23 protein-coding genes and 1 pseudogene are annotated in these 25,674 nt (G+C 69.5%); 21 read left to right on the top strand and 3 right to left on the bottom strand.

What is annotated here, in order from left to right; genetic code table 11:
- Positions 1-132: 132 nt before the first annotated feature.
- From ACXMYJ_RS16900 to ACXMYJ_RS16870, 7 genes are all read left to right on the top strand, one after another.
- Positions 133-1,062 carry a DUF389 domain-containing protein gene (locus ACXMYJ_RS16900; protein ID WP_260752060.1) on the top strand — a complete coding sequence of 310 codons (930 nt, stop codon included), beginning with the start codon at positions 133-135 and terminating at the stop codon, positions 1,060-1,062.
- A 43-nt stretch (positions 1,063-1,105) separates the two neighbouring features.
- Complete coding sequence (locus ACXMYJ_RS16895) at positions 1,106-4,438, top strand: transglutaminase family protein (RefSeq protein WP_460357799.1); 3,333 nt, start codon at positions 1,106-1,108, stop codon at positions 4,436-4,438.
- Positions 4,438-7,074, top strand: a complete 2,637-nt coding sequence (locus ACXMYJ_RS16890) for a circularly permuted type 2 ATP-grasp protein (protein WP_260752062.1) — start codon at positions 4,438-4,440, stop codon at positions 7,072-7,074. Before ACXMYJ_RS16895 ends, ACXMYJ_RS16890 begins: the two co-directional genes overlap by 1 nt.
- The gene (locus tag ACXMYJ_RS16885) at positions 7,071-8,003 is read left to right on the top strand and encodes a transglutaminase family protein (RefSeq protein WP_260752064.1); all 933 of its coding nucleotides are present in this window, start codon (positions 7,071-7,073) and stop codon (positions 8,001-8,003) included. Before ACXMYJ_RS16890 ends, ACXMYJ_RS16885 begins: the two co-directional genes overlap by 4 nt.
- Positions 7,996-9,081 carry a zinc-binding metallopeptidase family protein gene (locus ACXMYJ_RS16880; RefSeq protein WP_260752065.1) on the top strand — a complete coding sequence of 362 codons (1,086 nt, stop codon included), beginning with the start codon at positions 7,996-7,998 and terminating at the stop codon, positions 9,079-9,081. Before ACXMYJ_RS16885 ends, ACXMYJ_RS16880 begins: the two co-directional genes overlap by 8 nt.
- A gap of 90 nt (positions 9,082-9,171) precedes the next feature.
- Positions 9,172-10,011 (top strand): DUF3097 domain-containing protein, encoded by an 840-nt coding sequence (locus tag ACXMYJ_RS16875; protein ID WP_460357795.1) that lies wholly within the window; start codon positions 9,172-9,174, stop codon positions 10,009-10,011.
- 9 nt (positions 10,012-10,020) lie between these two features.
- A complete protein-coding gene (locus ACXMYJ_RS16870) occupies positions 10,021-11,361 on the top strand; it encodes a replication-associated recombination protein A (protein WP_396884536.1) in 1,341 nt (446 codons plus the stop codon).
- 75 nt (positions 11,362-11,436) lie between these two features.
- On the opposite strand, the gene ACXMYJ_RS16865 is transcribed toward ACXMYJ_RS16870, so the two are convergent.
- Entirely contained in the window at positions 11,437-11,745 is a 309-nt protein-coding gene (locus ACXMYJ_RS16865) for a GlsB/YeaQ/YmgE family stress response membrane protein (protein WP_260752067.1), read from the bottom strand.
- A gap of 113 nt (positions 11,746-11,858) precedes the next feature.
- Here ACXMYJ_RS16865 and ACXMYJ_RS16860 point away from each other — a divergent pair, with 113 nt between their 5' ends.
- The 9 genes and pseudogenes from ACXMYJ_RS16860 (at position 11,859) to aroB (ending at position 21,101) form a co-directional block, all read left to right on the top strand.
- A complete protein-coding gene (locus ACXMYJ_RS16860) occupies positions 11,859-12,248 on the top strand; it encodes a secondary thiamine-phosphate synthase enzyme YjbQ (protein WP_260758088.1) in 390 nt (129 codons plus the stop codon).
- A 73-nt stretch (positions 12,249-12,321) separates the two neighbouring features.
- Complete coding sequence (alaS, locus tag ACXMYJ_RS16855; RefSeq protein WP_260752068.1) at positions 12,322-15,018, top strand: alanine--tRNA ligase; 2,697 nt, start codon at positions 12,322-12,324, stop codon at positions 15,016-15,018.
- A 4-nt stretch (positions 15,019-15,022) separates the two neighbouring features.
- Positions 15,023-15,550: a Holliday junction resolvase RuvX gene (gene ruvX / locus ACXMYJ_RS16850; RefSeq protein WP_260752069.1), complete on the top strand. Its 528-nt coding sequence runs from the start codon at positions 15,023-15,025 to the stop codon at positions 15,548-15,550.
- Positions 15,543-16,790 (top strand): endolytic transglycosylase MltG, encoded by a 1,248-nt coding sequence (locus ACXMYJ_RS16845; protein ID WP_260752070.1) that lies wholly within the window; start codon positions 15,543-15,545, stop codon positions 16,788-16,790. Before ruvX ends, ACXMYJ_RS16845 begins: the two co-directional genes overlap by 8 nt.
- 4 nt (positions 16,791-16,794) lie before the next feature.
- Positions 16,795-17,604: a shikimate dehydrogenase gene (locus ACXMYJ_RS16840; protein WP_260752072.1), complete on the top strand. Its 810-nt coding sequence runs from the start codon at positions 16,795-16,797 to the stop codon at positions 17,602-17,604.
- 9 nt (positions 17,605-17,613) lie between these two features.
- Positions 17,614-18,066, top strand: coding sequence for a prepilin peptidase (locus tag ACXMYJ_RS16835; protein WP_260752073.1), 453 nt, complete (start codon positions 17,614-17,616; stop codon positions 18,064-18,066).
- A gap of 82 nt (positions 18,067-18,148) precedes the next feature.
- Positions 18,149-19,363 (top strand): chorismate synthase, encoded by a 1,215-nt coding sequence (gene aroC, locus ACXMYJ_RS16830; protein WP_260752074.1) that lies wholly within the window; start codon positions 18,149-18,151, stop codon positions 19,361-19,363.
- Positions 19,363-19,872 (top strand): annotated as a pseudogene (locus ACXMYJ_RS16825) (shikimate kinase); the annotation flags it as partial. The gene aroC and the pseudogene ACXMYJ_RS16825, both read left to right, overlap by 1 nt.
- A gap of 149 nt (positions 19,873-20,021) precedes the next feature.
- Positions 20,022-21,101 carry a 3-dehydroquinate synthase gene (aroB, locus tag ACXMYJ_RS16820; RefSeq protein WP_260752075.1) on the top strand — a complete coding sequence of 360 codons (1,080 nt, stop codon included), beginning with the start codon at positions 20,022-20,024 and terminating at the stop codon, positions 21,099-21,101.
- On the opposite strand, the gene ACXMYJ_RS16815 is transcribed toward aroB, so the two are convergent.
- Complete coding sequence (locus ACXMYJ_RS16815) at positions 21,098-21,694, bottom strand: B-4DMT family transporter (RefSeq protein WP_260752076.1); 597 nt, start codon at positions 21,692-21,694, stop codon at positions 21,098-21,100. The genes aroB and ACXMYJ_RS16815 overlap by 4 nt on opposite strands.
- A gap of 33 nt (positions 21,695-21,727) precedes the next feature.
- On the opposite strand from ACXMYJ_RS16815, the gene ACXMYJ_RS16810 reads away from it, so the two are divergent.
- The 5 genes from ACXMYJ_RS16810 (at position 21,728) to ACXMYJ_RS16790 (ending at position 25,275) form a co-directional block, all read left to right on the top strand.
- Entirely contained in the window at positions 21,728-22,810 is a 1,083-nt protein-coding gene (locus ACXMYJ_RS16810; RefSeq protein ID WP_260752077.1) for a M24 family metallopeptidase, read from the top strand.
- A gap of 20 nt (positions 22,811-22,830) precedes the next feature.
- The gene (gene efp / locus ACXMYJ_RS16805) at positions 22,831-23,394 is read left to right on the top strand and encodes an elongation factor P (protein WP_260752079.1); all 564 of its coding nucleotides are present in this window, start codon (positions 22,831-22,833) and stop codon (positions 23,392-23,394) included.
- 29 nt (positions 23,395-23,423) lie between these two features.
- Positions 23,424-23,915 (top strand): transcription antitermination factor NusB, encoded by a 492-nt coding sequence (gene nusB / locus ACXMYJ_RS16800; RefSeq protein WP_260752080.1) that lies wholly within the window; start codon positions 23,424-23,426, stop codon positions 23,913-23,915.
- The gene (locus ACXMYJ_RS16795) at positions 23,916-24,461 is read left to right on the top strand and encodes a hypothetical protein (protein WP_260752081.1); all 546 of its coding nucleotides are present in this window, start codon (positions 23,916-23,918) and stop codon (positions 24,459-24,461) included.
- Between the two features lie 67 nt (positions 24,462-24,528).
- Entirely contained in the window at positions 24,529-25,275 is a 747-nt protein-coding gene (locus ACXMYJ_RS16790; RefSeq protein ID WP_260752082.1) for an HpcH/HpaI aldolase/citrate lyase family protein, read from the top strand.
- A gap of 12 nt (positions 25,276-25,287) precedes the next feature.
- Here the strand turns inward: ACXMYJ_RS16790 and ACXMYJ_RS16785 are convergent.
- Positions 25,288-25,674 (bottom strand): HNH endonuclease signature motif containing protein (locus tag ACXMYJ_RS16785; protein WP_460357786.1); only part of this gene is annotated, 387 nt, incomplete at its 5' end.

The following is a 25,674-nucleotide window of genomic DNA, read 5'->3' as shown; positions in this document are numbered from 1 at the left end:
AACTCCATCTGCTACCAGGATTGGGCCGGTTATCGCCGTCGGGAGTGTGAATCTATAACAGGAATGTGTGGGGCCGCCACATTTCGCGCGCGATTGTTCAATTCCGGTGCGTCACCCGGTTACCGTGCGGCGGTGCTGCACTTGCAGGTGATCGTCCCCGAGGACATGCGCGACGAGGTGCTGGCCGTGCTGCGCCACGAGGTCGGCGTCGCGCACATCATGTTGCACCGGGGCGCGGCGGTGGAACCGGCCGGCGACGAGATCAGCGCCATCATCGCCCGCGAGTCCGCCAACGACCTGATCAAGCAACTCAAAGGCCTCGACGTGCAGCACCGCGGCGCGATCGCGCTGACCGTGCTCGACACCGTGCTGTCCACCCGGGCGCACGCGGCCGAGGACCAAGCCGAAGGCGATCCCGCCGACGCTCTGGTGTGGGACGAACTGATCACCCGCACCCGCGAGGAGTCGACGCTGTCGGTGACATTCACGACGTTCCTGACCCTGGCCTGCCTGTTGGCCGCGATCGGGGCCGTCACCGACTCGATGGTGACGGTGATGGGCGCGATGGTGCTCGGGCCGGAGTTCGGTCCGCTGGCCGCGCTGTCGGTGGCGGTGGTGCAGCGACGCGGGGACCTCGCACGGCGGGCGCTCATCGCGCTGCTCGTCGGGTTCCCGGTGGCAATGGGCATCACCGCGCTGGTGACGCTGGCCGGGCGGGCGGTGGGGTGGCTGAGCTTCGACACCATCAGCGACATTCACGACGTGGACTTCATCTTCCGGGTCGGTCCGATCTCGTTCGTGGTGGCGCTGCTGGCCGGCGCCGCGGGAATGCTGTCGCTGATGTCGTCGAAGTCCGCCGCGCTGGTCGGGGTGTTCATTTCCGTCACCACCGTGCCCGCCGCCGGCTTCGCCGCGGTCGCCGGCATCCTCGGACACTGGGACGTCGCCGCGATGTCGGCCGCGCAGCTCACGGTGAACCTGGTCGGCGTCGTACTGGCCGGCGTGCTGGTGCTGGTGCTGCGGCCGCGGGGCAGCCTCATCCCGCGCCGCGCGCAGACCTGACGCATCCTGCGTGGCACTGCCCGGTGTGGTGGGATCTAGCGCTATGGGGATCAAGGTGGCCCTGGAGCATCGGACCAGCTACACGTTCGACCGACTTGTCGCGGTCCATCCGCACGTGGTCCGGCTGCGCCCCGCGCCGCACTCCCGCACCCCGATCGAGGCCTATTCGCTGCAGGTCGAACCCGCCGATCACTTCGTCAACTGGCAGCAGGACGCCTTCGGCAATTTCGTCGCCCGGCTCGTGTTCCCGGCGCGCACTCGGAGCCTGACCATCACGGTGGGCCTGATCGCCGACCTGAAGGTGGTCAACCCGTTCGACTTCTTCATCGAGGACTACGCCGAACACATCGGCTTCTCCTATCCCCGTCCGCTGGCCGAAGACCTCAAGCCCTACCTGCGGCCCGTCGACGAGGACGGGGCGGGCTCCGGGCCCGGTGACCTCGCCCGGGCGTGGGTGGAGAACTTCACCGTCGCGCCGGGCACCCGCACCATCGACTTCCTCGTCGCGCTCAACCGCGCCGTGAACGCCGACGTCGGCTATTCGGTGCGGATGGAGCCCGGCGTGCAGACCCCGGACGTGACGCTGCGCACCGGCATCGGATCGTGCCGGGACTCCGCGTGGTTGCTGGTGTCGATCCTGCGCCAGCTCGGATTGGCCGCCCGGTTCGTCTCGGGTTACCTCGTCCAGCTGACCTCCGACGTCGAGGCCCTCGACGGCCCGTCCGGTCCCACCGCCGACTTCACCGACCTGCACGCCTGGACCGAGGTGTACGTCCCGGGCGCGGGATGGATAGGACTCGACCCGACCTCCGGGTTGTTCGCCGGCGAGGGGCACATCCCGCTGTCGGCGACACCGCATCCCGACTCGGCCGCGCCGATCACCGGCGCTGTCGAACCCTGCGAGACCACACTGGAATTCAGCAACGTCGTGACCCGCGTGCACGAGGATCCGCGCGTGACGCTGCCCTACAGCGAACAGTCGTGGGCGGCGATCACCGCGCTCGGCCGGCGCGTGGACGAGCGGCTCTGTGCAGGTGACGTCCGACTGACCGTGGGCGGTGAACCGACTTTCGTGTCGATCGACAACCAGGTCGATCCTGAATGGACCACCGATGCCGACGGGCCGCACAAACGGGACCGGGCCTCCGCGCTGGCGGCTCGTCTGAAGACGGTGTGGGCGCCGCATGGGCTGGTCCAGCGCAGCCAGGGCAAGTGGTATCCAGGAGAACCGTTGCCGCGCTGGCAGATCGGGATTTTCTGGCGCACCGACGGTGAACCGCTGTGGACTGACGGATCGCTGCTGGCCGACCCCTGGCAGCCGGAGCCGGACCGCCGTGCCCCTGCCCCCGACGCCGCGGCCCGGCTGCTCGGCGCCGTCGCCGACGGACTCGGCCTGCCGCGGTCCCAGGTCCGGCCGGCGTATGAAGATGCGCTGGCCCGCCTCGCCAAGGCGGTACGCCAACCCGATGGCGAGCCTGTCCCGACCCAGGACGACCTGGAGCGCGATACCCCGGACAGCCGCGCACAACTCCTGGCCCGACTCGACGCCTCGGTCGCCGAACCGGCCGCGTTCGTGTTGCCGCTGCATCGCCGTGACGACGACACAGGATGGGCGAGCGCGGACTGGACCTTGCGGCGCGGCCGGATCGTGCTGCTGGACGGGGACTCGCCCGCCGGACTGCGGCTGCCGCTGGATTCGATCAGCTGGCGGCCGCCGCGGCCCACGTTCGACGCCGATCCGACACGGCGCCGGCTGCCGCTGCCGGCCCGCGGCTCCACGGTGGCGACCGCGGCGACAGACCCGGAGACCGAGGACGTCGACCGGCTCCCGCCAACCGCTCTGGTCGCCCAGATCCGGGACGGGCTGCTGTACGTGTTCCTGCCGCCCACCGAGGAACTGGAACACTTCATCGACCTCGTCGAGCGGCTCGAAAGCGCGGCCGGCGCGATCGGATGTCCCGTCGTGATCGAAGGGTACGGTCCGCCCGCCGACGCCCGGCTCACGTCGATGACGATCACCCCGGACCCGGGGGTCATCGAGGTCAACGTCGCACCGACAGGCTCCTTCGCCGAGCAGTGCGCGCAATTGGAGACGCTCTACGAGCAGGCCCGGCAGGCACGGTTGTCCACCGAATCGTTCGGCGTGGACGGCTCCCACGGCGGCACCGGCGGCGGCAACCACATCACCCTCGGCGGAATCACCCCGGCCGACTCGCCGCTGCTGCGCCGCCCGGACCTACTGGTCTCGTTGCTCACCTACTGGCAGCGGCACCCGGCGCTGTCCTACCTGTTCGCCGGCCGGTTCATCGGCACCACATCGCAGGCGCCGCGGGTCGACGAGGGTCGCCCGGACGCGCTCTACGAGCTCGAGATCGCCTTCGCCGAAATCGCCCGGCTGACCCAGGAGTCGGGCGGTTCCTCCCCGTGGATCGTCGACCGTGCCCTGCGGCACCTGCTCACCGACATCACCGGTAACACCCACCGCGCGGAGTTCTGCATCGACAAGCTCTACAGCCCCGACAGCCCGCGCGGCCGCCTCGGTCTGCTGGAGCTGCGCGGTTTCGAGATGCCGCCACACCATCAGATGGCGATGGTGCAGTCGCTGCTGGTGCGCGCGCTGGTGGCGTGGTTCTGGCAGGAGCCGCTGCGGGCGCCGCTGATTCGGCACGGTGCCAACCTGCACGGTAGATACCTATTGCCGCACTTCATCATTCAGGACATCGCCGAGGTGGCCGCCGACCTGCGCGCCCACGGCATCGAATTCGACACCAGCTGGCTGGATCCGTTCACCGAGTTCCGCTTCCCGCGCATCGGGACCGCGGTGTTCGGCGGTGTCGAGGTCGAGCTGCGCGGCGCCATCGAGCCGTGGAACGTGCTGGGGGAGGAGGCCACCGACGGCGGGACCGCGCGCTACGTCGACTCCTCGGTGGAGCGACTGCAGGTGCGGCTGATCGGAGCGGACCGGCAGCGCTACCTGGTCACCGTCAACGGCCACCCGGTGCCGCTGCTGTCCACCGACAACCCCGACGTCCAGGTCGGCGGGGTGCGATACCGGGCCTGGCAGCCGCCGAGTGCGCTGCACCCGACGATCACCGTGGACGGGCCGCTGCGATTCGAGCTGATCGACGCCGCCACCGGGGTGTCCCGCGGCGGCTGCACCTATCACGTGTCCCATCCCGGGGGCCGCGCCTACGATGCGCCCCCGGTCAACGCGGTGGAGGCCGAGTCGCGCCGGGCCCGGCGATTCGAGGCCACCGGCTTCACCCCGGGCAAGGTCGATCTCGCCGAGTTGCGCGAGAAGCAGGCCAGACAATCCACCGATGTGGGCGCACCCGGCATCCTCGACCTGCGGCGAGTGCGTACCGTTCTGCAGTAATGGCCTACCCCGCACCGTCGCCGGCACCCCACCCGGGTGCCGGACCGACCGATCTCGACAACCCGCTGGCGCCCTACGGCACCATGCGGGCCCAGCAGGCGTTGTTCGACGTCGGGTCGCAGCTTGGCGGCCCGACCACCGGGTACGACGAATTCGTCGACGCGGCAGGGGAAGTGAGGCCGGCGTGGCAGGAGCTCGCCGACTGCGTCCGGGAGCGCGGCCGTGACGGTCTGGATCAGCTGCGCGCGATCGTGCGGGAGCTCGTCGACAACGACGGGATCACCTACATCCAGACCGACGGTGACGACGCGGTGCCCGGGCCGTGGCACCTCGACGCGCTGCCACTGGTCATCTCGGCCCCGGACTGGGACCGGCTGGAGGCGGGCCTGGTGCAAAGGTCGCGGCTACTCGACGCCGTGCTGTCCGACCTCTACGGAGAGCGGCGCGCGATCACCAGCGGGGCGCTGCCACCGCAGCTGCTGTTCGCCCATCCCGGGTACGTCCGCGCCGCCCACGGCATCGCGGTACCCGGTCGTCACCAGCTGTTCCTGCACGGCTGCGACATCAGTCGCGGCGCCACGGGTGACTTCGTCGTCAACGCGGACTGGACCCAGGCGCCGTCTGGTGCGGGATACGCGCTGGCCGACCGGCGGGTGGTGGCTCACGCGGTCCCGGAGCTCTACGAGCAGATCGGCCCGCAACCGGTGTCGCCCTGGGCGCAGGCACTGCGGCTGGCCCTGGTCGAGGCCGCCCCGGAGTCGGCCGAGGAGCCCGTGGTGGTGGTGCTCAGCCCGGGCATCCACTCCGAGACGGCGTTCGACCAGGCCTACCTGGCCGGCGTACTGGGTCTGCCGCTGGTCGAGAGCGCCGACCTTGTGGTCCGCGACGGCAAGCTGTGGATGCGGTCGATGGGCACCCTCAAGCGGGTCGATGTGGTGCTGCGCCGCGTCGACGCCGACTACGCCGATCCGCTCGACCTGCGGCCGGATTCCCGGCTCGGTGTGGTCGGACTCGTCGAGGTGCTGCGCCGCGGGGCGGTGACCGTGGTGAACACGCTCGGTAGCGGTGTGCTGGAAAGCCCTGGGCTGCTTCGCTTCCTGCCTGAGCTGGCCGAGAAGCTGCTCGGTGAGACGCCGCTGCTACCCACCGCCCCCTCGTACTGGGGCGGCATCAACACCGAACGTTCCCACCTGCTGGCAAACCTGTCGTCGCTGCTGTTCAAGCCCGTCACCGGAGGCGATACCGTCGTCGGTCCCCAGATGTCGGCGGCGCAGCGGGAGGCGTTGGCCGCACGCATCAGCGCCGCGCCGTGGCAGTGGGTCGGTCAGGAGCTGCCCGAGTTCTCCTCGGCGCCGGCCGACTTCCTCGGGGGCGGGCTGACCTCGGCTAGCGTCGGCATGCGGCTGTTCACCGTGTCCCAGCGCGGCGGGTATGCCCCGATGATCGGCGGCCTCGGCTACCTGGTGGCACCTGGCGCCGACGGATACCGTTTGAAATCAGTTGCCGCCAAAGATATCTGGGTCCGTACACCCAGCCGGGTCACCGCCGAGACGGTTCCGGCGCTGCCACAGCTGGCGACTGCGAGCCCCACCCAGGAGGTCAGCTCGCCGCGCGTGCTGTCCGACCTGTTCTGGATAGGCCGCTACGCCGAGCGTGCCGAGAACATGGCCCGATTGCTGACTGTGACCCGGGAGCGCTACCACAAGTACCGGTACCGCCGCACGCTCGACGGCAGCGAGTGCGTGCCCGTCCTGCTGACCGCACTGGGTGTGATCACAGGCACAGACACCGGAGCCGGCGGCGACTATGCGGAAATGGTGGCCATCGCACCGACGACGCTGTGGTCGCTGACCGCCGACCGGCACCGGCCGGGATCACTGGCCCATTCGGTGGAGCGGCTCGGGCTGGCGGCACGTGCGGTGCGTGATCAGATGTCCAACGACACCTGGATGGTGCTCTCGACGCTGGAACGCGCACTGCTCAACGCGCCGGACACCCCGCCCGAGTCCAAGGCCGAAGGCGACGCGTTCCTGTCGTCGACGAGCACGCTCACGCTGGCAGGGATGCTGACGTTGTCGGGGGTCGTCGCCGAATCGATGGTGCACGACGCCGGCTGGACGATGCTCGAGATCGGCAAACGCATCGAGCGGGCGCTCGCGATGACCGCACTGCTACGGGCGACCATGACCACGGTGCGGACGCCGGGCGCCGAGCAGACCGTCACCGAGTCGACGCTGGTGGTCTGCGAGTCGCTGGTGATCTACCGCCGCCGCAACCCGGGCACTTACAACGTCGCAGGTGTCGCGGAACTGGTGCTGTTCGACGCCGGTAATCCCCGCTCGCTGGTGTATCAGTTGGAGCGGCTGCGCACCCACCTGCGGTCGCTGCCCGGGGCGTCGGGGTCGTCGCGGCCCGAGCGCATGGTCGACGAGATCGCCGCGCGTTTGCGCCGCATCGAGCCGACAGAACTGGAGGAGGCCGGCGAGGACGGCCGACGCGACGAGTTCGACGCGCTGCTGGCCGCCATCCATCGCGACCTGCGCGAGCTCGCCAGCGTGATCACCGCGATCCACCTGTCCCTGCCCGGTGACATGCAGCCGTTGTGGGGCCCGCACGAACGGCGGCTGGTTCCGTGACGGCGTACCCGGACGGGCCCACCGCTTCGGCCCGCGGCCGCAGCTACGAGATCACCCACCGCACCCAGTACCGCTACTCCGATGTGGTCACCAGCTCCTACGGGCGCGGGTTCCTGACACCGCGTGACTCGGCGCGCCAGCGGTGCCTGTTCCACGAAGTCGTGCTGGAACCGCACGCGGCCGACAGCTCCACCAGTCGCGACGGATGGGGCAATGTCAGCTCGTATTTCCATGTCACGCAACGGCATCGGGTGCTGACGGTGACCAGTCGCTCGGTGGTCGAGGTGGATCCGCCGCCGCCGGACCTCTACAACGGCCCCTCGGCGCGGGCGCCGTGGGAGATCGCGCGTCCGGTCGGCCCGGACGGGGCCCTGGCGACCGAGTTCACTCTCGACCTGCAGCCGCCGGAGATCACCGAGGAGATCCGCGCCTACGCCGCACCCAGTTTCACCGCGGAGCGGCCGCTGATCGACGTGCTGCGCCACCTCACCGAACGGATCCACACCGACTTCACCTACCGGTCGGGGTCGACGACGGTGTCGACCAAGGTGAGCGAGGTTTTGGCGGCGCGGGAAGGGGTATGTCAGGACTTCGCGCGGCTGGCGATCGCCTGCCTGCGTGCCAATGGTCTGGCCGCCTGCTATGTGTCGGGGTATCTGGCCACCGATCCTCCGCCCGGGAAGGAACGCATGGTGGGAGTCGACGCGACACACGCGTGGGCCTCGGTGTGGACGCCCCAGAATGTCTGGCTCGGGCTGGACCCGACCAACAACCAGATGGTCGACGAACGCTACGTCACGGTCGGCTACGGACGTGACTACGCCGACATTCCGCCGCTGCGCGGCATCATCTACACCGATTCGGAGAACAGCGCGATCGACGTGTCCGTCGACGTCGCGCCGTATGGAGGGGGAGTTCTGCATGCGTGACTTCACGTGCCCGAACTGTGGCCAGCGGTTGGCGTTCGAAAACTCGGTGTGTCTGAATTGCGGTAGCGCGCTGGGCTTTTCGCTGGACGACATGGCGCTGCTGGTGATCGCGCCGACCGAGGAGAGCGAGCACGCCGGTGCGGTCGACGAGAGGCAGTTCCAACTGTGCGCCAATCTGCATCTCGCCGAATGCAACTGGCTGGTGGAAAAGGGTCCGATCGCCAAGCTGTGCGTGTCGTGCGCGTTGACCAGAACGCGGCCCAACGACGCCGACACCATGGCGCTCGTTGCGTTCGCGAACGCGGAGCGGGCCAAACGCCGGCTCATCGCCGAGCTGCACGAACTCAAACTGCCGATCGTCGGCCGCGACCTGGATCCCGAGTTCGGACTGGCGTTCGACCTGCTCTCCAGTCAGTTCGAGAAGGTGTTCACCGGGCACGAGAACGGGGTCATCACACTCGATCTCGCCGAGGGTGACGACGTTCACCGCGAGCAGTTACGCATCTCGATGGACGAGCCGTACCGCACGCTGCTCGGTCACTTCCGCCACGAGATCGGCCACTACTACCAGTACCGGCTGATCGGGACGTCGCAGGACTACCTGCAGCGCTATCACGAGTTGTTCGGTGACCCCAACGCCGACTACCAGGCTGCACTGGACCGGCATTACAGCGAGGGCGCCCCGGCCGGCTGGGAGGACGATTACGTATCCTCCTACGCCACCATGCATCCCGCCGAGGACTGGGCCGAGACGTTCGCGCATTACCTCCACATCCGCGACACCCTGGACACCGCGGCGGCGTTCGGGTTCGCGCCGGCGAACGCCACCTACGACCGCAGAATGCTGGGGCCCAGCGGATTCGACACGCTGATCGACCTGTGGCTGCCGCTTTCCTGGGCGCTGAACATGGTGAACCGGTCGATGGGCAAACAGGACCTCTACCCGTTCGTGCTGCCACCGCCGGTGCTGGAGAAGATGCGGTTCATCCACACCGTGATCGACGAGATCACCTCGAACCCGGCCAAACTGGCCGAGGTGGGAGCGCCCGTCGCGGATCAGAGCCAGCAGATGGGCTGACAGGTTGGCGCGAGCCGCCGCGCCGGAAGGTGAGCAACACACGGGGCCGCGTTGGCCCGAGTCCGGCCGCGCTGTCCCTACGATCAGCCGGTGGCTGATCGCTATGGCGCCGACATCCTGTCCAACAACCCGCACCAGGCCCGCAAGCCGCGCTCGCGGGAGCAGCCGATCGAGATCGGCATGGTCGTCGAGGACGCCCAGACCGGCTTCGTCGGTGCGGTGCTGCGCGTCGAATACGGCCGGATGGTGCTCGAAGACCGCAACGGCCGTACCAAACCGTTTCCGGTCGGTCCCGGTTATCTGATCGACGGTGAGCCCGTGATCCTGACCCCGCCGAAGAAAGCGGTGCCGGCCGCCCCGACGCGCACCGCGTCCGGCTCCGTCGCGGTCAAAGGGGCCCGCGCGAAGGTCGCGCTGGCCAGCCGTATCTACGTCGAGGGCCGCCATGACGCCGAGCTCGTCGAGCAGGTGTGGGGCGAAGATCTGCGGATCGAGGGGGTGGTCGTCGAGTACCTCGGCGGCGTGGACGACCTCGCCGCGATCGTCGCCGAATTCCGCCCGGGACCGGGACGCCGCCTCGGCGTGCTGGTCGACCACCTGGTGACCGGCACGAAGGAGGCCCGCATCGCCGAAGCGGTGCGGCGCGGCCCCGGCGGTGAGCACACCCTGGTGGTCGGGCACCCGTTCATCGACATCTGGCAGGCGGTCAAACCCGCCCGGCTCGGGATCGCCGAGTGGCCGGTGATCCCGAGAGGCCAGGACTGGAAACACGGCGTGTGCGCCGCGCTCGGCTGGAAGCACCGCGACCAGGCGGACATCGCCGCGGCCTGGCAGAAGATCCGGGCCCGGGTGCGGGACTGGACCGACCTCGAGCCCGAGCTGATCGGCCGTGTCGAGGAGCTCATCGACTTCGTCACCGCCCCCGTGTAAGCAGGGAGCGTGTCCGACAGCTTGTTCGACGACCCCGGCGAGGCGCCTGCCGCGCGCCCGGCGGCCGCGGGAGCCTCGACGCCCCTGGCCGTGCGGATGCGTCCGACCTCGCTCGACGAGGTCGTCGGGCAGGGGCATCTGCTCACACCGAACTCGCCGCTGCGCCGCCTGATCGAGGGCTCCGGCGCCGCGTCGGTGATCCTGTACGGGCCGCCGGGGACCGGGAAGACCACGCTGGCGTCGATGATCTCGCAGGCCACGGGCCGCCGGTTCGAGGCGTTGTCGGCGCTGGCCGCCGGTGTCAAAGAGGTGCGCGCGGTGATCGAGGAGGCCCGCGTCGCGCTTCTCCGGGGGCAGCCGACCGTGCTGTTCATCGACGAGGTGCATCGGTTCTCCAAGACCCAGCAGGACGCGCTGCTGGCCGCGGTCGAGAACCGGGTGGTGCTGCTCGTCGCGGCGACCACGGAGAACCCGTCGTTCTCCGTCGTCGCGCCGCTGCTGAGCCGTTCGCTGATCCTGCAGTTGCAGCCACTGACGCCGGCCGACATCGACACGGTGATCCGGCGGGCCATCGAGGATTCGCGCGGGCTGGACGGAAAGGTGAAGGTCACCGACGAGGCCGTCGAGCAGCTGGTCCGGCTCGCAGCCGGCGACGCCCGGCGGGCGCTGACCGCGCTGGAGGTGGCGGCCGAGACGTCCGCGGCCGGCCAGGGAACTGTGACGGTCGAGGTCATCGAGCAGTCCCTGGACAAGGCGGCCGTGCGCTACGACCGGGACGGCGATCAGCACTACGACGTCGTCAGCGCGTTCATCAAGTCCGTCCGCGGCTCCGACGTCGACGCCGCCCTGCACTACCTGGCCCGGATGCTGGTGGCCGGCGAGGACCCGCGTTTCGTCGCACGCCGGCTGATGATCCTTGCCAGCGAGGACATCGGAATGGCCGATCCGACCGCGTTGCAGATCGCGGTCGCGGCGGCGCAGACCGTCCAGCTGATCGGTATGCCGGAGGCGCAGCTGACGCTGGCCCACGCGACGGTGTATTTGGCGACCGCACCCAAATCCAACGCCGTCACCACCGCGCTCGGCGCCGCGATGGCCGACATCCGCGCGGGTAAGGCCGGACTGGTTCCGGCGCACCTGCGCGACGGTCACTACTCGGGCGCTCAGAAGCTGGGTAACGCGGTCGGCTACAAGTACGCCCATGACAGTCCCGACGGGGTTGTGCCGCAGCAGTATCCGCCTGACGAGCTGATCGGGGTCGACTATTACCGGCCCACGAACCGTGGAGTGGAAAGGGAGATCTCGACCCGGGTGGAGAAGCTGCGGGCGATCATCCGCCGTCGACACTGACCGCCCCCCCAGATGAGGTGATCCCGGCTGGTCGGGGGCCCAGCCGGGATCACCAAGGGGGGTGTTGGGGTCCGTCTACCGCATCATCCCCGAGCGGCGGCCACCGGTGATGCCGGTGCGACGGCGGCCCATGAGCGCGGCGACCAGCGCCACACCCAGAGCTGCGACGACGACCTGGACGAGCAGTTCGAGCCAGTCGACACCGCTGGTGGCCGTCGGAATCCCGATGGCGCGGGCGACCGCGGTGCCGATGAGGGCCGATACGATGCCGACCAGGATGGTGACAAGCATGCCGATGGGCTGCTTGCCGGGCAGTACGAGCCGACCGAGCACGCCGACGACGATGCCGATGAGGATGGCGCTGATGATGCCGGTGATGGTCATGTCTTCCTCCAGAAGCGAATGTCAGGCTGGCGCAGGCATACCCCACCGGCCGGTCAATAAACGCGCACGTCAATCGGGTGCCCGGCCCGTACCCTCGACAGGTGGACACCGAACTGCTCGACGTCGACACCTCTCGCCGCCGCATCGTCGACCTCACCTCGGAGGTGCGGACCTTCTGTGCGGGCCGCCAGGACGGGCTGTGCAACGTGTTCGTCCCGCACGCGACGGCCGGCCTTGCGCTCATCGAGACCGGCTCCGGATCGGATGCGGACCTGCTCGACGCGCTGGAACGCCTGCTGCCGCGCGACGACCGGTACCGGCACGCGCACGGGTCACCCGGCCATGGCGCCGACCACGTGTTGCCGGGGCTGGTGTCGCCGTCTGTGACGGTGCCGGTGGCCGGTGGCCGGCCGTTGCTGGGCACCTGGCAGAGCATCGTGCTGGTGGACCTGAACAGGGACAATCCGAGCCGCTCGGTCCGGCTGAGCTTCGTGTCGGGCTGACGGCCCGCACCTGTGGGCGACCGGTACTGTGGTGCGGTCGAGTATTCGCAGGTTAAACGAAGGACAACAGGACGTGCAGACACACGAGATCAGGAAGCGGTTCCTTGATCATTTCGTGAAGGCGGGCCATACCGAGGTGCCCAGCGCTTCGGTGATCCTCGACGATCCGAACCTGTTGTTCGTCAACGCCGGCATGGTGCAGTTCGTGCCGTACTTCCTCGGTCAGCGCACTCCGCCGTGGGACCGCGCCACCAGCATCCAGAAGTGCATCAGAACGCCGGACATCGACGAGGTGGGTGTCACCACTCGGCACAACACCTTCTTCCAGATGGCCGGGAATTTCAGCTTCGGCGACTACTTCAAGAAGGGCGCCATCGAGTTCGCCTGGACTCTGCTGACCAACCCGGTCGAGCAGGGTGGGTACGGCTTCGACCCCGAACGGCTCTGGGCCACCGTGTATCTGGATGACGACGAGGCGGTCGGGTATTGGCAGGAGGTGGCCGGCCTGCCTGCCGAACGCATCCAGCGCCGCGGCATGGCCGACAACTACTGGTCGATGGGCATACCCGGACCGTGCGGACCGTCATCGGAGATCTACTACGACCGTGGCCCCGAGTACGGCATCGAAGGCGGACCCGAGGCCAACGAGGACCGCTACATCGAGATCTGGAATCTCGTGTTCATGCAGAACGAGCGCGGTGAGGGCACCTCGAAGGAGGACTTCGAGATCCTCGGGCCGCTGCCGCGGCAGAACATCGACACCGGCATGGGCATCGAGCGGGTGGCGTGCCTGCTCCAAGGCGTGGACAACGTCTACGAGACCGACCTGCTGCGCCCGGTCATCGACCTGGTCGCCGGTCTGGCGCCGCGCGGATACGGCCAGGGCGTCCATGACGACGACGTCCGCTACCGGATCATCGCCGACCACAGCCGCACCGCCGCGATCATCATCGGCGACGGCGTCAGCCCGGGCAACGAGGGTCGCGGCTACGTGCTGCGCCGGTTGTTGCGCCGCATCATCCGTGCCGCCAAGCTGCTCGGCGTCGAGCAGCCGGTCATGGCCGAGCTGATGGCCACCGTCCGCGACGCGATGAGCCCCTCGTACCCGGAACTGGCCACGGACTTCGAGCGCATCCAGCGCATCGCGGTCGCCGAAGAGACGGCCTTCAACCGCACGCTGGCGTCCGGGTCGAGGCTGTTCGACGAGGCGGCCCGCGCCACGAAGGCATCGGGGGCCCGGAAGCTGTCCGGGCGCGACGCGTTCACCCTGCACGACACCTACGGCTTCCCGATCGAACTCACCTTGGAGATGGCCGCCGAGGCCGACCTGAGTGTCGACGAAGAGGGTTTCCGCGGCCTGATGGCCGAGCAACGGGCCCGGGCCAAAGCCGATGCGGCGGCGCGCAAGCAGGCGCACACCGACCTGTCGGCCTACCGCGAACTCGTCGACGCCGGCCCCACCGAGTTCACCGGCTTCGACGAATTGACTAGCGAGGCAAGGGTTCTCGGGATCTTCGTGGACGGCAAACGGGTGCCCGTGGTGACGCACACCGGCCGCGAGGGCGCGCAGGAGCGAGTCGAGCTGATCCTCGACCGCACCCCGTTCTACGCCGAATCCGGCGGACAGATCGCCGACGAGGGCGCCATCGCCGGCACCGGCGCCTCGCAGACGGCGAAGGCCGCCGTCACCGATGTCCAGAAGATCGCCAAAACGCTGTGGGCGCACCGCGTGAACGTGGAGTCCGGCGAGTTCGTCGAGGGCGACACGATCGTCGCGGCGGTCGACCCGCGCTGGCGGCATGGCGCCACACAGGGCCATTCGGGTACCCATATGGTGCACGCCGCACTGCGACAGGTGTTGGGGCCCAACGCCGTTCAGGCCGGTTCGCTGAACCGGCCGGGATACCTGCGGTTCGACTTCAACTGGCAGGGCGCATTGACGGACGCGCAAAGCGCACAAATCGAAGAAGTCACCAACGAGGCGGTCGAGGCCGACTTCGAGGTGCACAGCTTCACCACCGAACTGGAGAAGGCCAAGTCGATGGGTGCCATGGCGCTCTTCGGCGAGAACTATCCCGACGAGGTGCGTGTGGTCGAGATCGGCGGGCCGTTCTCGCTGGAACTCTGCGGCGGCACCCACGTGCGCAGCTCGGCGCAGATCGGCCCGGTGACGATCCTCGGTGAGTCCTCGGTCGGTTCCGGGGTGCGCCGGGTGGAGGCCTATGTGGGGCTGGACTCGTTCCGTCACCTCGCCAAGGAGCGCGCGTTGATGGCCGGCCTGGCGTCGTCACTGAAGGTGCCCTCCGAGGAGGTGCCCGACCGCGTCGCCACGCTGGTGGAGCGGCTGCGCGCCGCCGAGAAGGAGCTCGACCGGCTGCGGTTGGCCAACGCGCGCTCGGCCGCGGTCAACGCCGCTGCCGGGGCCGAGCAGATCGGCGGCGTGAAACTGGTGGCGCAGCGGATGGCCGGCGGGATCTCCGGCGGCGACCTCCGCTCCCTGGTCGGCGACATCCGCGGCAAGCTGGGCGGCGACGCCGCGGTGATCACGCTGATCGCCGAGGGGGAGAACGAAACGGTGCCGTTCGTGGTGGCGGTCAACCCCGCGGCCCAGGACAAGGGGCTGCGCGCCGACGAGCTGGTCAAGGTCATCGCGGGCGTGGTCGACGGCCGCGGCGGCGGCAAGGCCGAACTGGCCCAGGGCTCCGGTAAGGGGGCGGCGGGCATCGACGCGGCGCTGGCGGCGATTCGCGCGGAGATCGGCCGGAGCTGACCCCGTGCCCGACACCGACTCGACCAGCCGCACGCCCGACCGGCCGGGGGATCCGAGCACTGCTGCGGATCCGGGGCGGGGGCGTCGGCTCGGGATCGACGTCGGCACGGTCCGGATCGGGGTCGCGGTCAGCGACCCGGACGCGATCCTGGCCACACCCGTCGAGACCGTTCCCCGCGACAAGCGCGGCACCCGGCATCTGCGCCGGTTGGCGGCGCTGGTCGACGAGTATCAGATCGTCGAGGTCGTTGTCGGTCTGCCGCGCACGCTGGCCGACCGGGCCGGTTCCTCGGCGCAGGACGCCGTGGCGGTCGCCGACGCGCTGGCCGGGCGTGTCGTGCCGGTCCCGGTGCGGCTGAGCGACGAGCGTTTCACAACGGTGACGGCGCAGCGTGCCCTGCGGGAGGCAGGTGTTCGTGCCCGCGGCCAGCGATCGGTGATCGATCAGGCCGCGGCGGTGGGGATCCTTCAGAACTGGCTGGACCAGCGGCGGGCAGCGTTGCCTGCACACGGAGAGGTCTCGGATGACTGACGACTGGCGGAGTGATCGAGCCGAGCCGCTGGCGGTGGGACCGCCCCGGCAGCGGATGACGCGGCGAGAACGGGCCCGTCAGGAGCGCCTCAAGCGCAGGCGGCGGGTGGCCGTCGTCTCCGCGCTGACGATGCTCGTGCTCATCGTGGTCGCCGCAGTGTTCCTCGGCTCGCGGATGTGGCACTCGATGTTCGGCGGCGCCGGCGACGACTTCGCCGGGGGCGGCGTCAACGACGTCGTCATCGAGGTGCACGACGGAGACTCCACCACCGCGATCGGGCAGACGCTGCATGACAACAACGTCGTGGCCAACGTGAAGGTCTTCGTCGAGGCCGCCGACGGGAACGCGGCGATCTCGGCGATCCAGCCCGGGTTCTACAAGGTGCGCACCGAGATACCGGCCGCCGACGCCGTGGCGCGGCTGGCCGACCCGGGCAACCGCGTCGGCAAGCTGGTGATCCCGGAGGGCCGTCAGCTCGACGACGTGCGCGACGTGAAGACCAACGCGGTCACCGAAGGCATCCTCACGCTGATCGCCAAGGCGTCCTGCGTGAACCTCGACGGCGACCGCCGCTGCGTGTCCGCCGACGAACTGAAGAACGTCGCCGGCGGCGCCGGCCCCACCGAACTCGGGGTGCCGCAGTGGGCGACCCGTGTCGTCGACGCGCTCGGCTCGGATCACCGCAGGCTGGAAGGCCTGATCGCGCCCGGTTCCTGGAACATCGATCCGTCGGCGCAGCCGCAGGACATCCTGGCGACGCTGATCACGGCGAGCACCGCCCAGTACGAGGCGGGCGGTCTTCTCGACGCCGCCGCCGCGGCGAACCTGTCGCCCTATGAGGTGCTGACGGTCGGTTCGCTGGTGCAGCGGGAGGCCACCCCGGAGGACTTCTCCAAGGTGGCGCGGGTGATCTACAACCGGCTCGACGTGAACCGCACACTGGAGTTCGACTCCACGGTGAACTATCCGCTGGACCGCATCGAGGTCGCCACCACCGACGCCGACCGTGCCCAGGCCACCGACTGGAACACCTATGTGCGGCCCGGTCTGCCGGCCACCCCGATCTGCTCGCCCGGTCTACCTGCGCTGCAGGCCGCCGAGCGGCCCGAGCCGGGGGACTGGCTGTACTTCGTAACCGTCGACATGCGCGGCACCACGCTGTTCACCCGTGAGTACGAGCAGCACCTGGCCAACATCGAGATCGCGCAGCGCAACGGCGTCCTCGACTCGGCAAGGTGACGTTGTGAGCGGTGCCCGACGTGCGGCCGTGCTCGGGTCGCCCATCGCGCATTCGCGTTCCCCGCAGCTGCATCTGGCGGCCTACCGTGCGCTGGGCCTGACAGACTGGACCTACGACCGCATCGAGTGCACGGGCGAGCAACTGCCCGCTCTGGTGGCCGGGTTCGGCCCCGACTGGGTCGGGGTGTCGGTGACGATGCCCGGCAAGTTCGCGGCGCTGCGCTTCGCCGATCACGCTTCCGACCGGGCCAGGCTCGTCGGCTCGGCGAACACGCTGGTGCGCACCGCGGACGGCTGGCGTGCCGACAACACCGACGTGGACGGGGTGGTCGGCGCGCTGACCGGTGTCGACGTCCCGGATCGCGCGATGGTGATCGGCTCGGGCGGCACCGCCCCCGCGGCGGTCGTCGGGCTCGTGACGCTGGGCGCCCGGTCGGTGTCGGTGGTGGCGCGCAACGCCGAGAAGGCCGCCGCGCTGGTCGAACTCGCGCAGCGCTGCGGTGCGAGCGCCGAGTGGGTCGACCTGGACCGCCACCTGCTCAGCGGCGCGGTGCCCGGAGTCGAGGTGGTGGTGAACACGGTGCCGGCCGACGCGGTCGCGCCGTACGCCGAAGCGTTCGCGACCGCACCCGTGCTGCTGGACGCGATCTATGACCCGTGGCCCACCCCGCTGGCGGCGGCCGTGCAGGCCGCGGGCGGGCAGATCATCGGCGGACTGGAGATGCTGCTGAACCAGGCCTTCACCCAGGTGGAGCAGTTCACGGGTCTGCCGGCTCCTAAAGAGGCGATGAGAGCGGCGCTTTCCCGGCCCTAGCCTGAGGTGATGGGGGAGTTGTGGTCGACGGCCGCCGCGGTGGCGGTATCGGTCTGGCTGATTGCGCTGAGCGCGTTCGACTTTCGATATCACCGCTTGCCGAACCTGCTGACCGTTCCGGGGGCCGCGGTGATCCTGGTGGCGGCGGTGGTGACCGGACACGGTGCGGCCGCGACGCTCGGTGCGGCCGCGCTGTTCAGCGTCTACGCGGGCGTGCACCTGGTCGCGCCTGCGGCCATGGGCGCCGGGGACGTCAAGCTCGCGGCCGGCCTGGGCGCACTGACCGGCGCGTTCGGCGCCGACGTGTGGGTGCTGGCCGCCGTCGGCGCGTCACTGCTGACCGCGATGGCGGCGATGTGTCTGCGGCTGGCGGGTAGTGCGCCCACGGTGCCGCACGGGCCATCGATGTGCCTGGCCACCGGGGCAGTGCTGACCGTCGCTTTACATACCCCGGGTATATGACGCCGGCGCGGGCCGAGGATGAGATCGACCGCTTCCTCGCCGGTTTTCGGGACTGAGGGTCCGTCATGCGAAAATGGGCCGCGTGTTGCGATGGACGACTGCAGGTGAATCCCACGGCCGCGCGCTGGTGGCCATGGTCGAAGGTATGGTCGCCGGCGTCCAGGTGACTTCCGGGGACATCTCGGGCCAGCTCGCCCGCCGCCGCCTCGGCTACGGCCGCGGGGCCCGGATGAAGTTCGAACAGGATCAGGTCACCATGCTGGCCGGGCTGCGTCACGGTGTCACGCTGGGCGGTCCGATCGCCATCGAGATCGGCAACACGGAGTGGCCGAAGTGGGAGGCCGTCATGGCCGCCGACCCGGTCGACCCCGAGGTGCTGGCCGACAGCGCTGCGCGGAACGCTCCGCTGACCCGGCCGCGTCCGGGCCATGCCGACTACGCGGGCATGCTCAAATACGGCTTCGACGACGCCCGCCCGGTGCTCGAACGCGCCAGCGCACGTGAGACCGCGGCCCGGGTGGCCGCGGGTACCGTCGCCCGCGCGTTCCTGCAGCAGGCGCTCGGTGTCGAGATCGTTTCGCACGTCATCTCGATCGGGGCGTCGAAGCCCTACGACGGCCCGCCCCCGCAGGCCGCCGATCTGGCCGCGGTGGACGCCAGCCCGGTGCGTGCGTTCGATCCGGCCAGCGAGGCGCTGATGATCGAGGAGATCGAGGCCGCCAAACGCGACGGCGACACCCTGGGCGGGGTGGTCGAGGTGGTGGCGCACGGACTGCCGGTCGGCCTGGGCTCGTTCACCAGCGGCGAGAATCGTCTCGACAGCCAGCTCGCCGGTGCGGTGATGGGCATCCAGGCGATCAAGGGCGTCGAGATCGGTGACGGCTTCGAGACCGCCCGTCGCCGCGGCAGCGTCGCCCACGACGAGATCTATCCCGGTCCCGACGGCGTGATGCGGTCCACCAACCGGGCCGGCGGACTCGAGGGCGGGATGACGAACGGGCTGCCGGTGCGGGTCAGGGCGGCGATGAAGCCGATCTCCACCGTGCCGCGGGCGCTGGCCACCGTCGACATGACGACCGGAGACGAGGCCGTCGCGATCCACCAGCGCTCCGATGTGTGCGCGGTGCCGGCCGCAGGTGTCGTCGTCGAGACGATGGTCGCGCTGGTGCTCGCCCGCGCCGCGCTGGAGAAGTTCGGCGGTGACTCGCTGGCCGAGACCAGGGCCAACATCGACAGTTACCTTCGCACCGTCGCGGCCCGCGAACCGTCGACCGGCGGGGCAAGGGCCTCGGGCTGATGACCCCGAAGGCGGTGCTCGTCGGTTTGCCCGGTTCGGGCAAGTCCACGATCGGGCGGCGGCTGGCCAAGGCGTTGGACGTGCCGCTGCTCGACACCGACGCCGCGATCGAGAAGAGCACCGGCCGCACCATCGCCGACATCTTCGCCACCGACGGCGAGGCGGAGTTCCGCCGTATCGAGGAGAAGGTGATCCGCGACGCACTGGCCGATCACGACGGGGTGCTGTCGCTGGGCGGCGGGGCTGTGACCACCGCGGGCGTCCGTGAGGCGCTGCGCGGTCACACCGTGGTCTACCTGGAGATCAGCGCCGCCGAGGGCGTGCGCCGTACCGGGGGCTCGAACGTCCGTCCGCTGCTGGCCGGCCCCGATCGCGCCGAGAAGTTCAAAGCGCTCATGGCGCAACGGGTTCCGCTGTACCGACAGGTCGCGACCATGCGGGTCAACACCAACCACCGCAACCCGGGCGCCGTGGTGCGCCACATCGTCACCCGGCTGGAGAACCCGAACGCCAAACCGGAGCGGCGCCGCAGGCGGTCGGTGTGGCGCCGGGCCCCGCTGTCGTTGACGGCGTCCCCGTCGACGCAGGCGCCGCCCAGTCCCGCCGCGGTCGCGGCCAAGAAGAGCACGGGTTCGCCGTGCGCGCGAAAGGACGATCAGTGACAGAGCCGGTAACGGTCGAGGTACGGACCGACCCGCCCTACCCGGTGATCATCGGGACCGGGCTGCTCGGCGACCTGGAGCGGATCCTCGACGGCCGGCACAAGGTGGCGATCCTGAATCAGCCCACCCTCACCCAGACCGCCGAGGTGGTCCGGGCACACCTGGCCGACAAGGGGATCGACGCGCACCGCATCGAGCTCCCGGATGCCGAGGGCGGCAAGGAACTGCCCGTCGTCGGGTTCATCTGGGAGGTGCTCGGCAGGATCGGCGTCGGCCGCAAGGACGCGATCGTGAGCCTGGGCGGGGGAGCGGCCACCGACGTGGCCGGCTTCGCCGCGGCCACCTGGTTGCGCGGCATCGACATCGTGCACATCCCGACCACGTTGCTCGGCATGGTCGATGCCGCCGTGGGTGGCAAGGCCGGTATCAACACCGACGCGGGCAAGAACCTCGTCGGCGCGTTCCACCAGCCGGCGGCTGTGCTGATCGACCTGGCCACCCTGGAATCGTTGCCCCGCAACGAGATCGTGGCCGGCATGGCCGAGATCGTGAAGGCGGGATTCATCGCCGATCCGGTGATCCTCGACCTGATCGAGGCGGATCCGCAGGCGGCGCTCGACCCGACCGGACCGGTGCTGCCGGAGCTGATCCGTCGGGCAGTCGTGGTCAAGGCCGAGGTGGTGGCCGCCGACGAGAAGGAATCGCAATTGCGCGAGATCCTGAACTACGGCCACACGCTCGCGCACGCGATCGAGCGTCGCGAGCGCTTCCAGTGGCGCCACGGCGCCGCCGTGTCGGTTGGGCTGGTGTTCGCCGCCGAATTGGGTCGGCTGGCCGGGCGGCTCGACGACGCCACGGCCGAACGGCACCGCGCGATACTGACCTCGCTGGGTCTGCCGGTCACCTACGACGCCGACGCGTTGCCGCAGTTGATGGAGTCGATGCTGGGCGACAAGAAGACCCGCGCCGGTGTGCTGCGGTTCGTGGTGCTCGACGGACTGGGCAAGCCGGGACGGCTGGAAGGTCCCGACCCGGCCCTGCTGGCCGCGGCGTACGCCGAGGTGGCGCGCAGCTAGTTCTGCTCGCGGCGGGTGGAGTCGTCCTCGGCGAGCGCCACCGGCGAGGTCTGCTGCTCGGTTTCGGTGCCCGCCGTCTGGGTCTCGTAGTCGCGGTCGTCGCGTACCGCCGCGAAGACGTCGGTGTCGGCGCGGTCGTCATCGGCACCTTCGCGGCGCCGGGGCTGGTCGGGTGTCTTGCGGTCGACGAGCCAGCGACCGAGCGACACCCCGATGATCGCCGACAGGAACACCAGCAGCGCTGTGAACGCGGCGAATGTGGTCAGCTCGTTGATCAGGCCCTCGACGTACAGGGTCTTGTAGAACAGCCCGATGAACCAGGCCACCGCGCCGCTGACCACACCGGCGAACAGACCGGCCAGCAGCCACGTCATCGCCAGATCAGCACGCCGGTCCGGGTCCGGATTCCTGCGGGCGTCGTTACGGCCATCGGCGTATCCCCACACCAGCACCACGATCGCGTACGCCGCGACCAGGACGGCGCTGATGAGACCGGCCTTGGTCTCCCACGCGTTGATCAACGCACCCTGCAGCAGTCGGACGATGACCATCAGGGCCGCGAACACCAGTCCGCGCAGCAACCACTTACTCATGGGGCCTCACCTTAGCGAGTAGCGTCACCGGCTGTGACGATTTCTCAGCGCCGCGACCGCCTGCGTCGACGCCTGGCCGAGGACGGACTGGACGCCATGCTGGTATCCGACCTGGTCAACGTGCGCTACCTGTCGGGTTTCACCGGTTCCAATGCAGCCCTGCTGGTGCTCGCCGAGGACGAAACGCCGGTGTTGGCCACCGACGGGCGGTATCGAACCCAGGCGGCGCACCAGGCGCCCGACGCCGAGGTCGCCATCGAGCGGGCCTGCGGACCTCATCTGGCGGCGCGGGCAGCCGCGGCGGGAGTGCGCAGGCTCGGGTTCGAGAGTCACGTCGTGACCGTCGACGCGTTCTCGGCACTGACCAAGGCGGCCGCGGAGGGCTGCGAGTTCGTCCGCGCGGCGGGCACCGTCGAGAGTCTGCGGGAGGTCAAGGACGCCGGCGAGATCGCGCTGCTGCGGCTGGCATGCGAGGCGGCCGACGCCGCGCTGCACGACCTGCTGGCCCGCGGCGGGTTGCGCGCCGGCCGCACCGAGAAGGAGGTCCGTAACGAGTTGGAGGCGCTGATGCTCTCGCACGGCGCCGACGGCGCGTCGTTCGAGACCATCGTCGCGACCGGGGCGAACTCAGCTGTCCCGCATCACCGGCCCACCGACGCGGTGCTGGCCGCGGGGGATTTCGTCAAGATCGACTTCGGTGCGCTGGTGGCCGGTTATCACTCCGACATGACCCGCACCTTCGTGCTGGCACCGGTCGCGGACTGGCAACGCGACGTCTACGACCTCGTCGCGGCCGCGCAGCGGGCCGGCACGGACGCGTTGGAACCTGGGGTGGCCCTCAAGGACGTCGACGCGGCATCGCGGCAGGTCATCGTCGACGCCGGGTATGGCGAGAACTTCGGTCACGGCCTCGGCCACGGGGTGGGCCTGCAGATCCATGAAGCGCCGGGAATCAATGCCGCCGCCGCCGGTACACTGCTTGCTGGCTCTGCGGTGACCGTGGAGCCCGGCGTCTACCTGCCCGACCGCGGCGGTGTCCGCATCGAGGACACGCTCGTGGTCAACAAGCGCCCCGAACTACTCACCACGTTCCCCAAGGAACTGGTGATCATCTAGAAAGCTAGGAGTACAACCGCGTGGCATCGACCGCCGACTTCAAGAACGGGCTCGTCCTTCAGATCGACGGCCAGCTGTGGCAGATCGTCGAATTTCAGCATGTCAAGCCGGGTAAGGGCCCGGCCTTCGTGCGCACCAAGCTGAAGAACGTGGTGTCCGGCAAGGTCGTCGACAAGACCTACAACGCCGGGGTCAAGGTGGAGACCGCGACAGTGGACCGCCGCGACGCCACCTACCTGTACCGCGACGGTTCGGACTTCGTGTTCATGGACTCCGAGGACTACGAGCAGCACCCGCTGCCCGAGGCTCTGGTCGGACGTGCTGCCGGATTCCTGCTGGAGAGCATGCCGGTGCAGATCGCGTTTCATGACGGGACGCCGCTGTATTTGGAGCTGCCGGTGACGGTCGAGCTCGTGGTCGCCCACACCGAGCCCGGTCTGCAGGGCGACCGGTCCAGCGCCGGCACCAAGCCGGCGACGCTGGAGACCGGCGCCGAGATCCAGGTGCCGTTGTTCATCAACACCGGCGACAAGCTCAAGGTGGATTCGCGCGACGGTAGCTATCTGGGAAGGGTCAATGCCTGACACCTGGGCGAGCGAAGCGGAGCGACGGGATGCCTGACCGAAGGGGCGACCGGGGGCGGCACCAGGCCCGTAAACGCGCCGTCGATCTCCTCTTCGAGGCCGAGGCCCGTGGCATCTCCGCAGCGGAGGTTGCTGAGGCCCGAAATGCGTTGGCCGAGAAGCAGACCGACGACGTCGCACCGCTCAACCCGTACACCGTCACGGTGGCCCGGGGGGTCACCGAGCACGCCGCACACATCGACGACCTGATCTCGTCGCACCTGCAGGGCTGGACGCTGGACCGGTTGCCGGCCGTTGACCGGGCCATCCTGCGGGTGGCGGTGTGGGAACTGCTGCATGCCGAGGACGTACCGGAGCCGGTGGCCGTCGACGAGGCGGTGGAACTGGCCAAGCAGCTCTCCACCGACGACTCGCCCGGCTTTGTCAACGGTGTGCTCGGGCAGGTGATGCTGGTGACACCGCAGATCCGCGCCGCGGCGGCCGCGGTGCAGGGCGGGCACGACGGCGGTAGCGGTACGTAGATGGGCGCGCCCCAGGACTGGGCCCCGTACACCAGCGTGCAGGATGCGGCCCGGGTGTATCTGCGCGACCCCGATTTGGCGCTGGATCAAATCCGGTCCGTCGTCGAGCCGACGTCGATCAGGTCTTTCGTGATGTCGCGAGGCTTCACCGAGGAGAGGTGGGGTGAGGCGCTCTGGCAGGAGGTGCTGGCCACCGACGGCCGCCGCCTCATCATGTGGCGCGCCGACGACGATGCCGCCGCGCACGACAGCGGCGACGAACCGCGCCGCATCCTGCTGTCCTCGGTCCGCACGATCCTGCTGTCCACGCTGACCGACCAGGTGCTGTCCACCGAGTACGAGGTGCTCGGCGACGGCACGCGACGGTTGGCAGAGGTGAAGCTGCGGCTGTACACGCAGCTGATTACCAGGTCGCGGCAGAAGTCGGCCACCGAGACCGACATCTACTGCGAATCGTTCCGTTTCGTGAAGTCCGTCGACAATGGCGGGCTCGCGCAGATGCAGCGGCTGCTGCAGTTCGGCCGGGTGCTGTCCCAGTCGCTGTGATCGGCCCGCGCCTGAACAAAATGTGCGCAACCTTTCCCGGCGGCGGCCGCGGGCAGACAGTGATCGGATGACGGTTTCCTCCGCTTTGGGCGTCCGCCGACCGCACTGGTCTCTGGCCAGGACGTGGCTGCTGCAACCGGGCGGGCCGGATGTCGCACATCAGACGACCGGCGCGGCAGACGTCGTGGTGCTCGACCTTGAGGACGGATTGCCGGCGGCCGAGAAGCGCTCCGGGCGGCAGGCCGTTGCGGTCGGATCGGCGCCCGGATTGGACGGCGTGATGCTCGCCAAGACTGAATCGGCCGACGAACTCTCGGCCACCGCTGCCCGGTTGACCGCCGGGGTGCCGCTGGTCGCTCTGATCGAATCCGCGCTCGGCATCGAGTCGGCGCTCGGGATCGCACGCCGCAGTTCACGAATCGCGTTCGGAATCGGCGACTTTCGGCGCGACACCGGGATGTCCGGCGACCCGCTGGTGCTCGCTTATCCGCGTGTCCGGTTGGTTGTCGCCAGTCGGGCGGCAGGGCTGCCCGCCCCGATCGACGGACCCACCCTGCGTGACCAGGCACGGCACCTCGCCCGCGACACCGACGTTGCGAAGGCTGCCGGGATGACCGGTCGGCTCTGTCTGGACGCCGGTCATGCCAAGACCATCAATGCACTGCTCAGTCCGTCCGCATTGGAGATCGACGAAGCCCGTTCGACCATGAAACGCCTCGATGCGCCGACCGCTCCGTATGACGGCAGCGTGGGACCCACCCGCGCCCGAGCGGAGGCCGTGCTGGACCTCGCGGCGAAACTCGGTGTCGCCTAGGGATTTACACGATCAGGCGGCGTCGAAGGTGATGAGGTCGATGGTGAGTTTGCCTTCGAGGAGGCTGAGGCGGCGGCGGACCGGTGGGCCGGGTAGTTGGGGTGCGCTGGTGCGATAGATCGCCCCGGTGGGGGTGGTGAATTCGGCGGTGTGCTCCCCGTCGGTGTCGGTGGTGTTGACCTGCCAGCCGGGGGCTTCTTTGGCGTAATTGCAGGCCTCGCACATGCCGAGGCCGTTGCGTGCGCTGGTCGGCCCGCCGGCTCGATCGGGTGTGGCGTGGTCGTGGTGGCGGATCACGGCGTTGCAGTACGGGGTCCGGCAGGTGCGGTCGCGGCGCTCGAGCAGCTGCGCCAGTCCTTTCGGGAAGATCCGGGCGGCCGATTCCATCGCCACCAACTG

This window comes from Mycobacterium sp. ZZG (assembly GCF_054786995.1).
Note: the sequence above shows the minus strand (reverse complement) of the source record. Positions and strands in the feature narration are given on the sequence as shown.

What these genes read in the sequence shown, in the direction of transcription:
- ACXMYJ_RS16895 (WP_460357799.1), top strand. Translation starts at nt 1,106, where the DNA reads ATGGGGATCAAGGTGGCCCTGGAGCATCGGACCAGCTACACGTTCGAC.
- ACXMYJ_RS16890 (WP_260752062.1), top strand. Translation starts at nt 4,438, where the DNA reads ATGGCCTACCCCGCACCGTCGCCGGCACCCCACCCGGGTGCCGGACCG.
- ACXMYJ_RS16880 (WP_260752065.1), top strand. Translation starts at nt 7,996, where the DNA reads ATGCGTGACTTCACGTGCCCGAACTGTGGCCAGCGGTTGGCGTTCGAA.
- ACXMYJ_RS16865 (WP_260752067.1), bottom strand. Translation starts at nt 11,745, where the DNA reads ATGACCATCACCGGCATCATCAGCGCCATCCTCATCGGCATCGTCGTC.
- ACXMYJ_RS16845 (WP_260752070.1), top strand. Translation starts at nt 15,543, where the DNA reads ATGACTGACGACTGGCGGAGTGATCGAGCCGAGCCGCTGGCGGTGGGA.
- ACXMYJ_RS16835 (WP_260752073.1), top strand. Translation starts at nt 17,614, where the DNA reads ATGGGGGAGTTGTGGTCGACGGCCGCCGCGGTGGCGGTATCGGTCTGG.
- ACXMYJ_RS16815 (WP_260752076.1), bottom strand. Translation starts at nt 21,694, where the DNA reads ATGAGTAAGTGGTTGCTGCGCGGACTGGTGTTCGCGGCCCTGATGGTC.
- nusB (WP_260752080.1), top strand. Translation starts at nt 23,424, where the DNA reads ATGCCTGACCGAAGGGGCGACCGGGGGCGGCACCAGGCCCGTAAACGC.
- ACXMYJ_RS16795 (WP_260752081.1), top strand. Translation starts at nt 23,916, where the DNA reads ATGGGCGCGCCCCAGGACTGGGCCCCGTACACCAGCGTGCAGGATGCG.
- ACXMYJ_RS16790 (WP_260752082.1), top strand. Translation starts at nt 24,529, where the DNA reads ATGACGGTTTCCTCCGCTTTGGGCGTCCGCCGACCGCACTGGTCTCTG.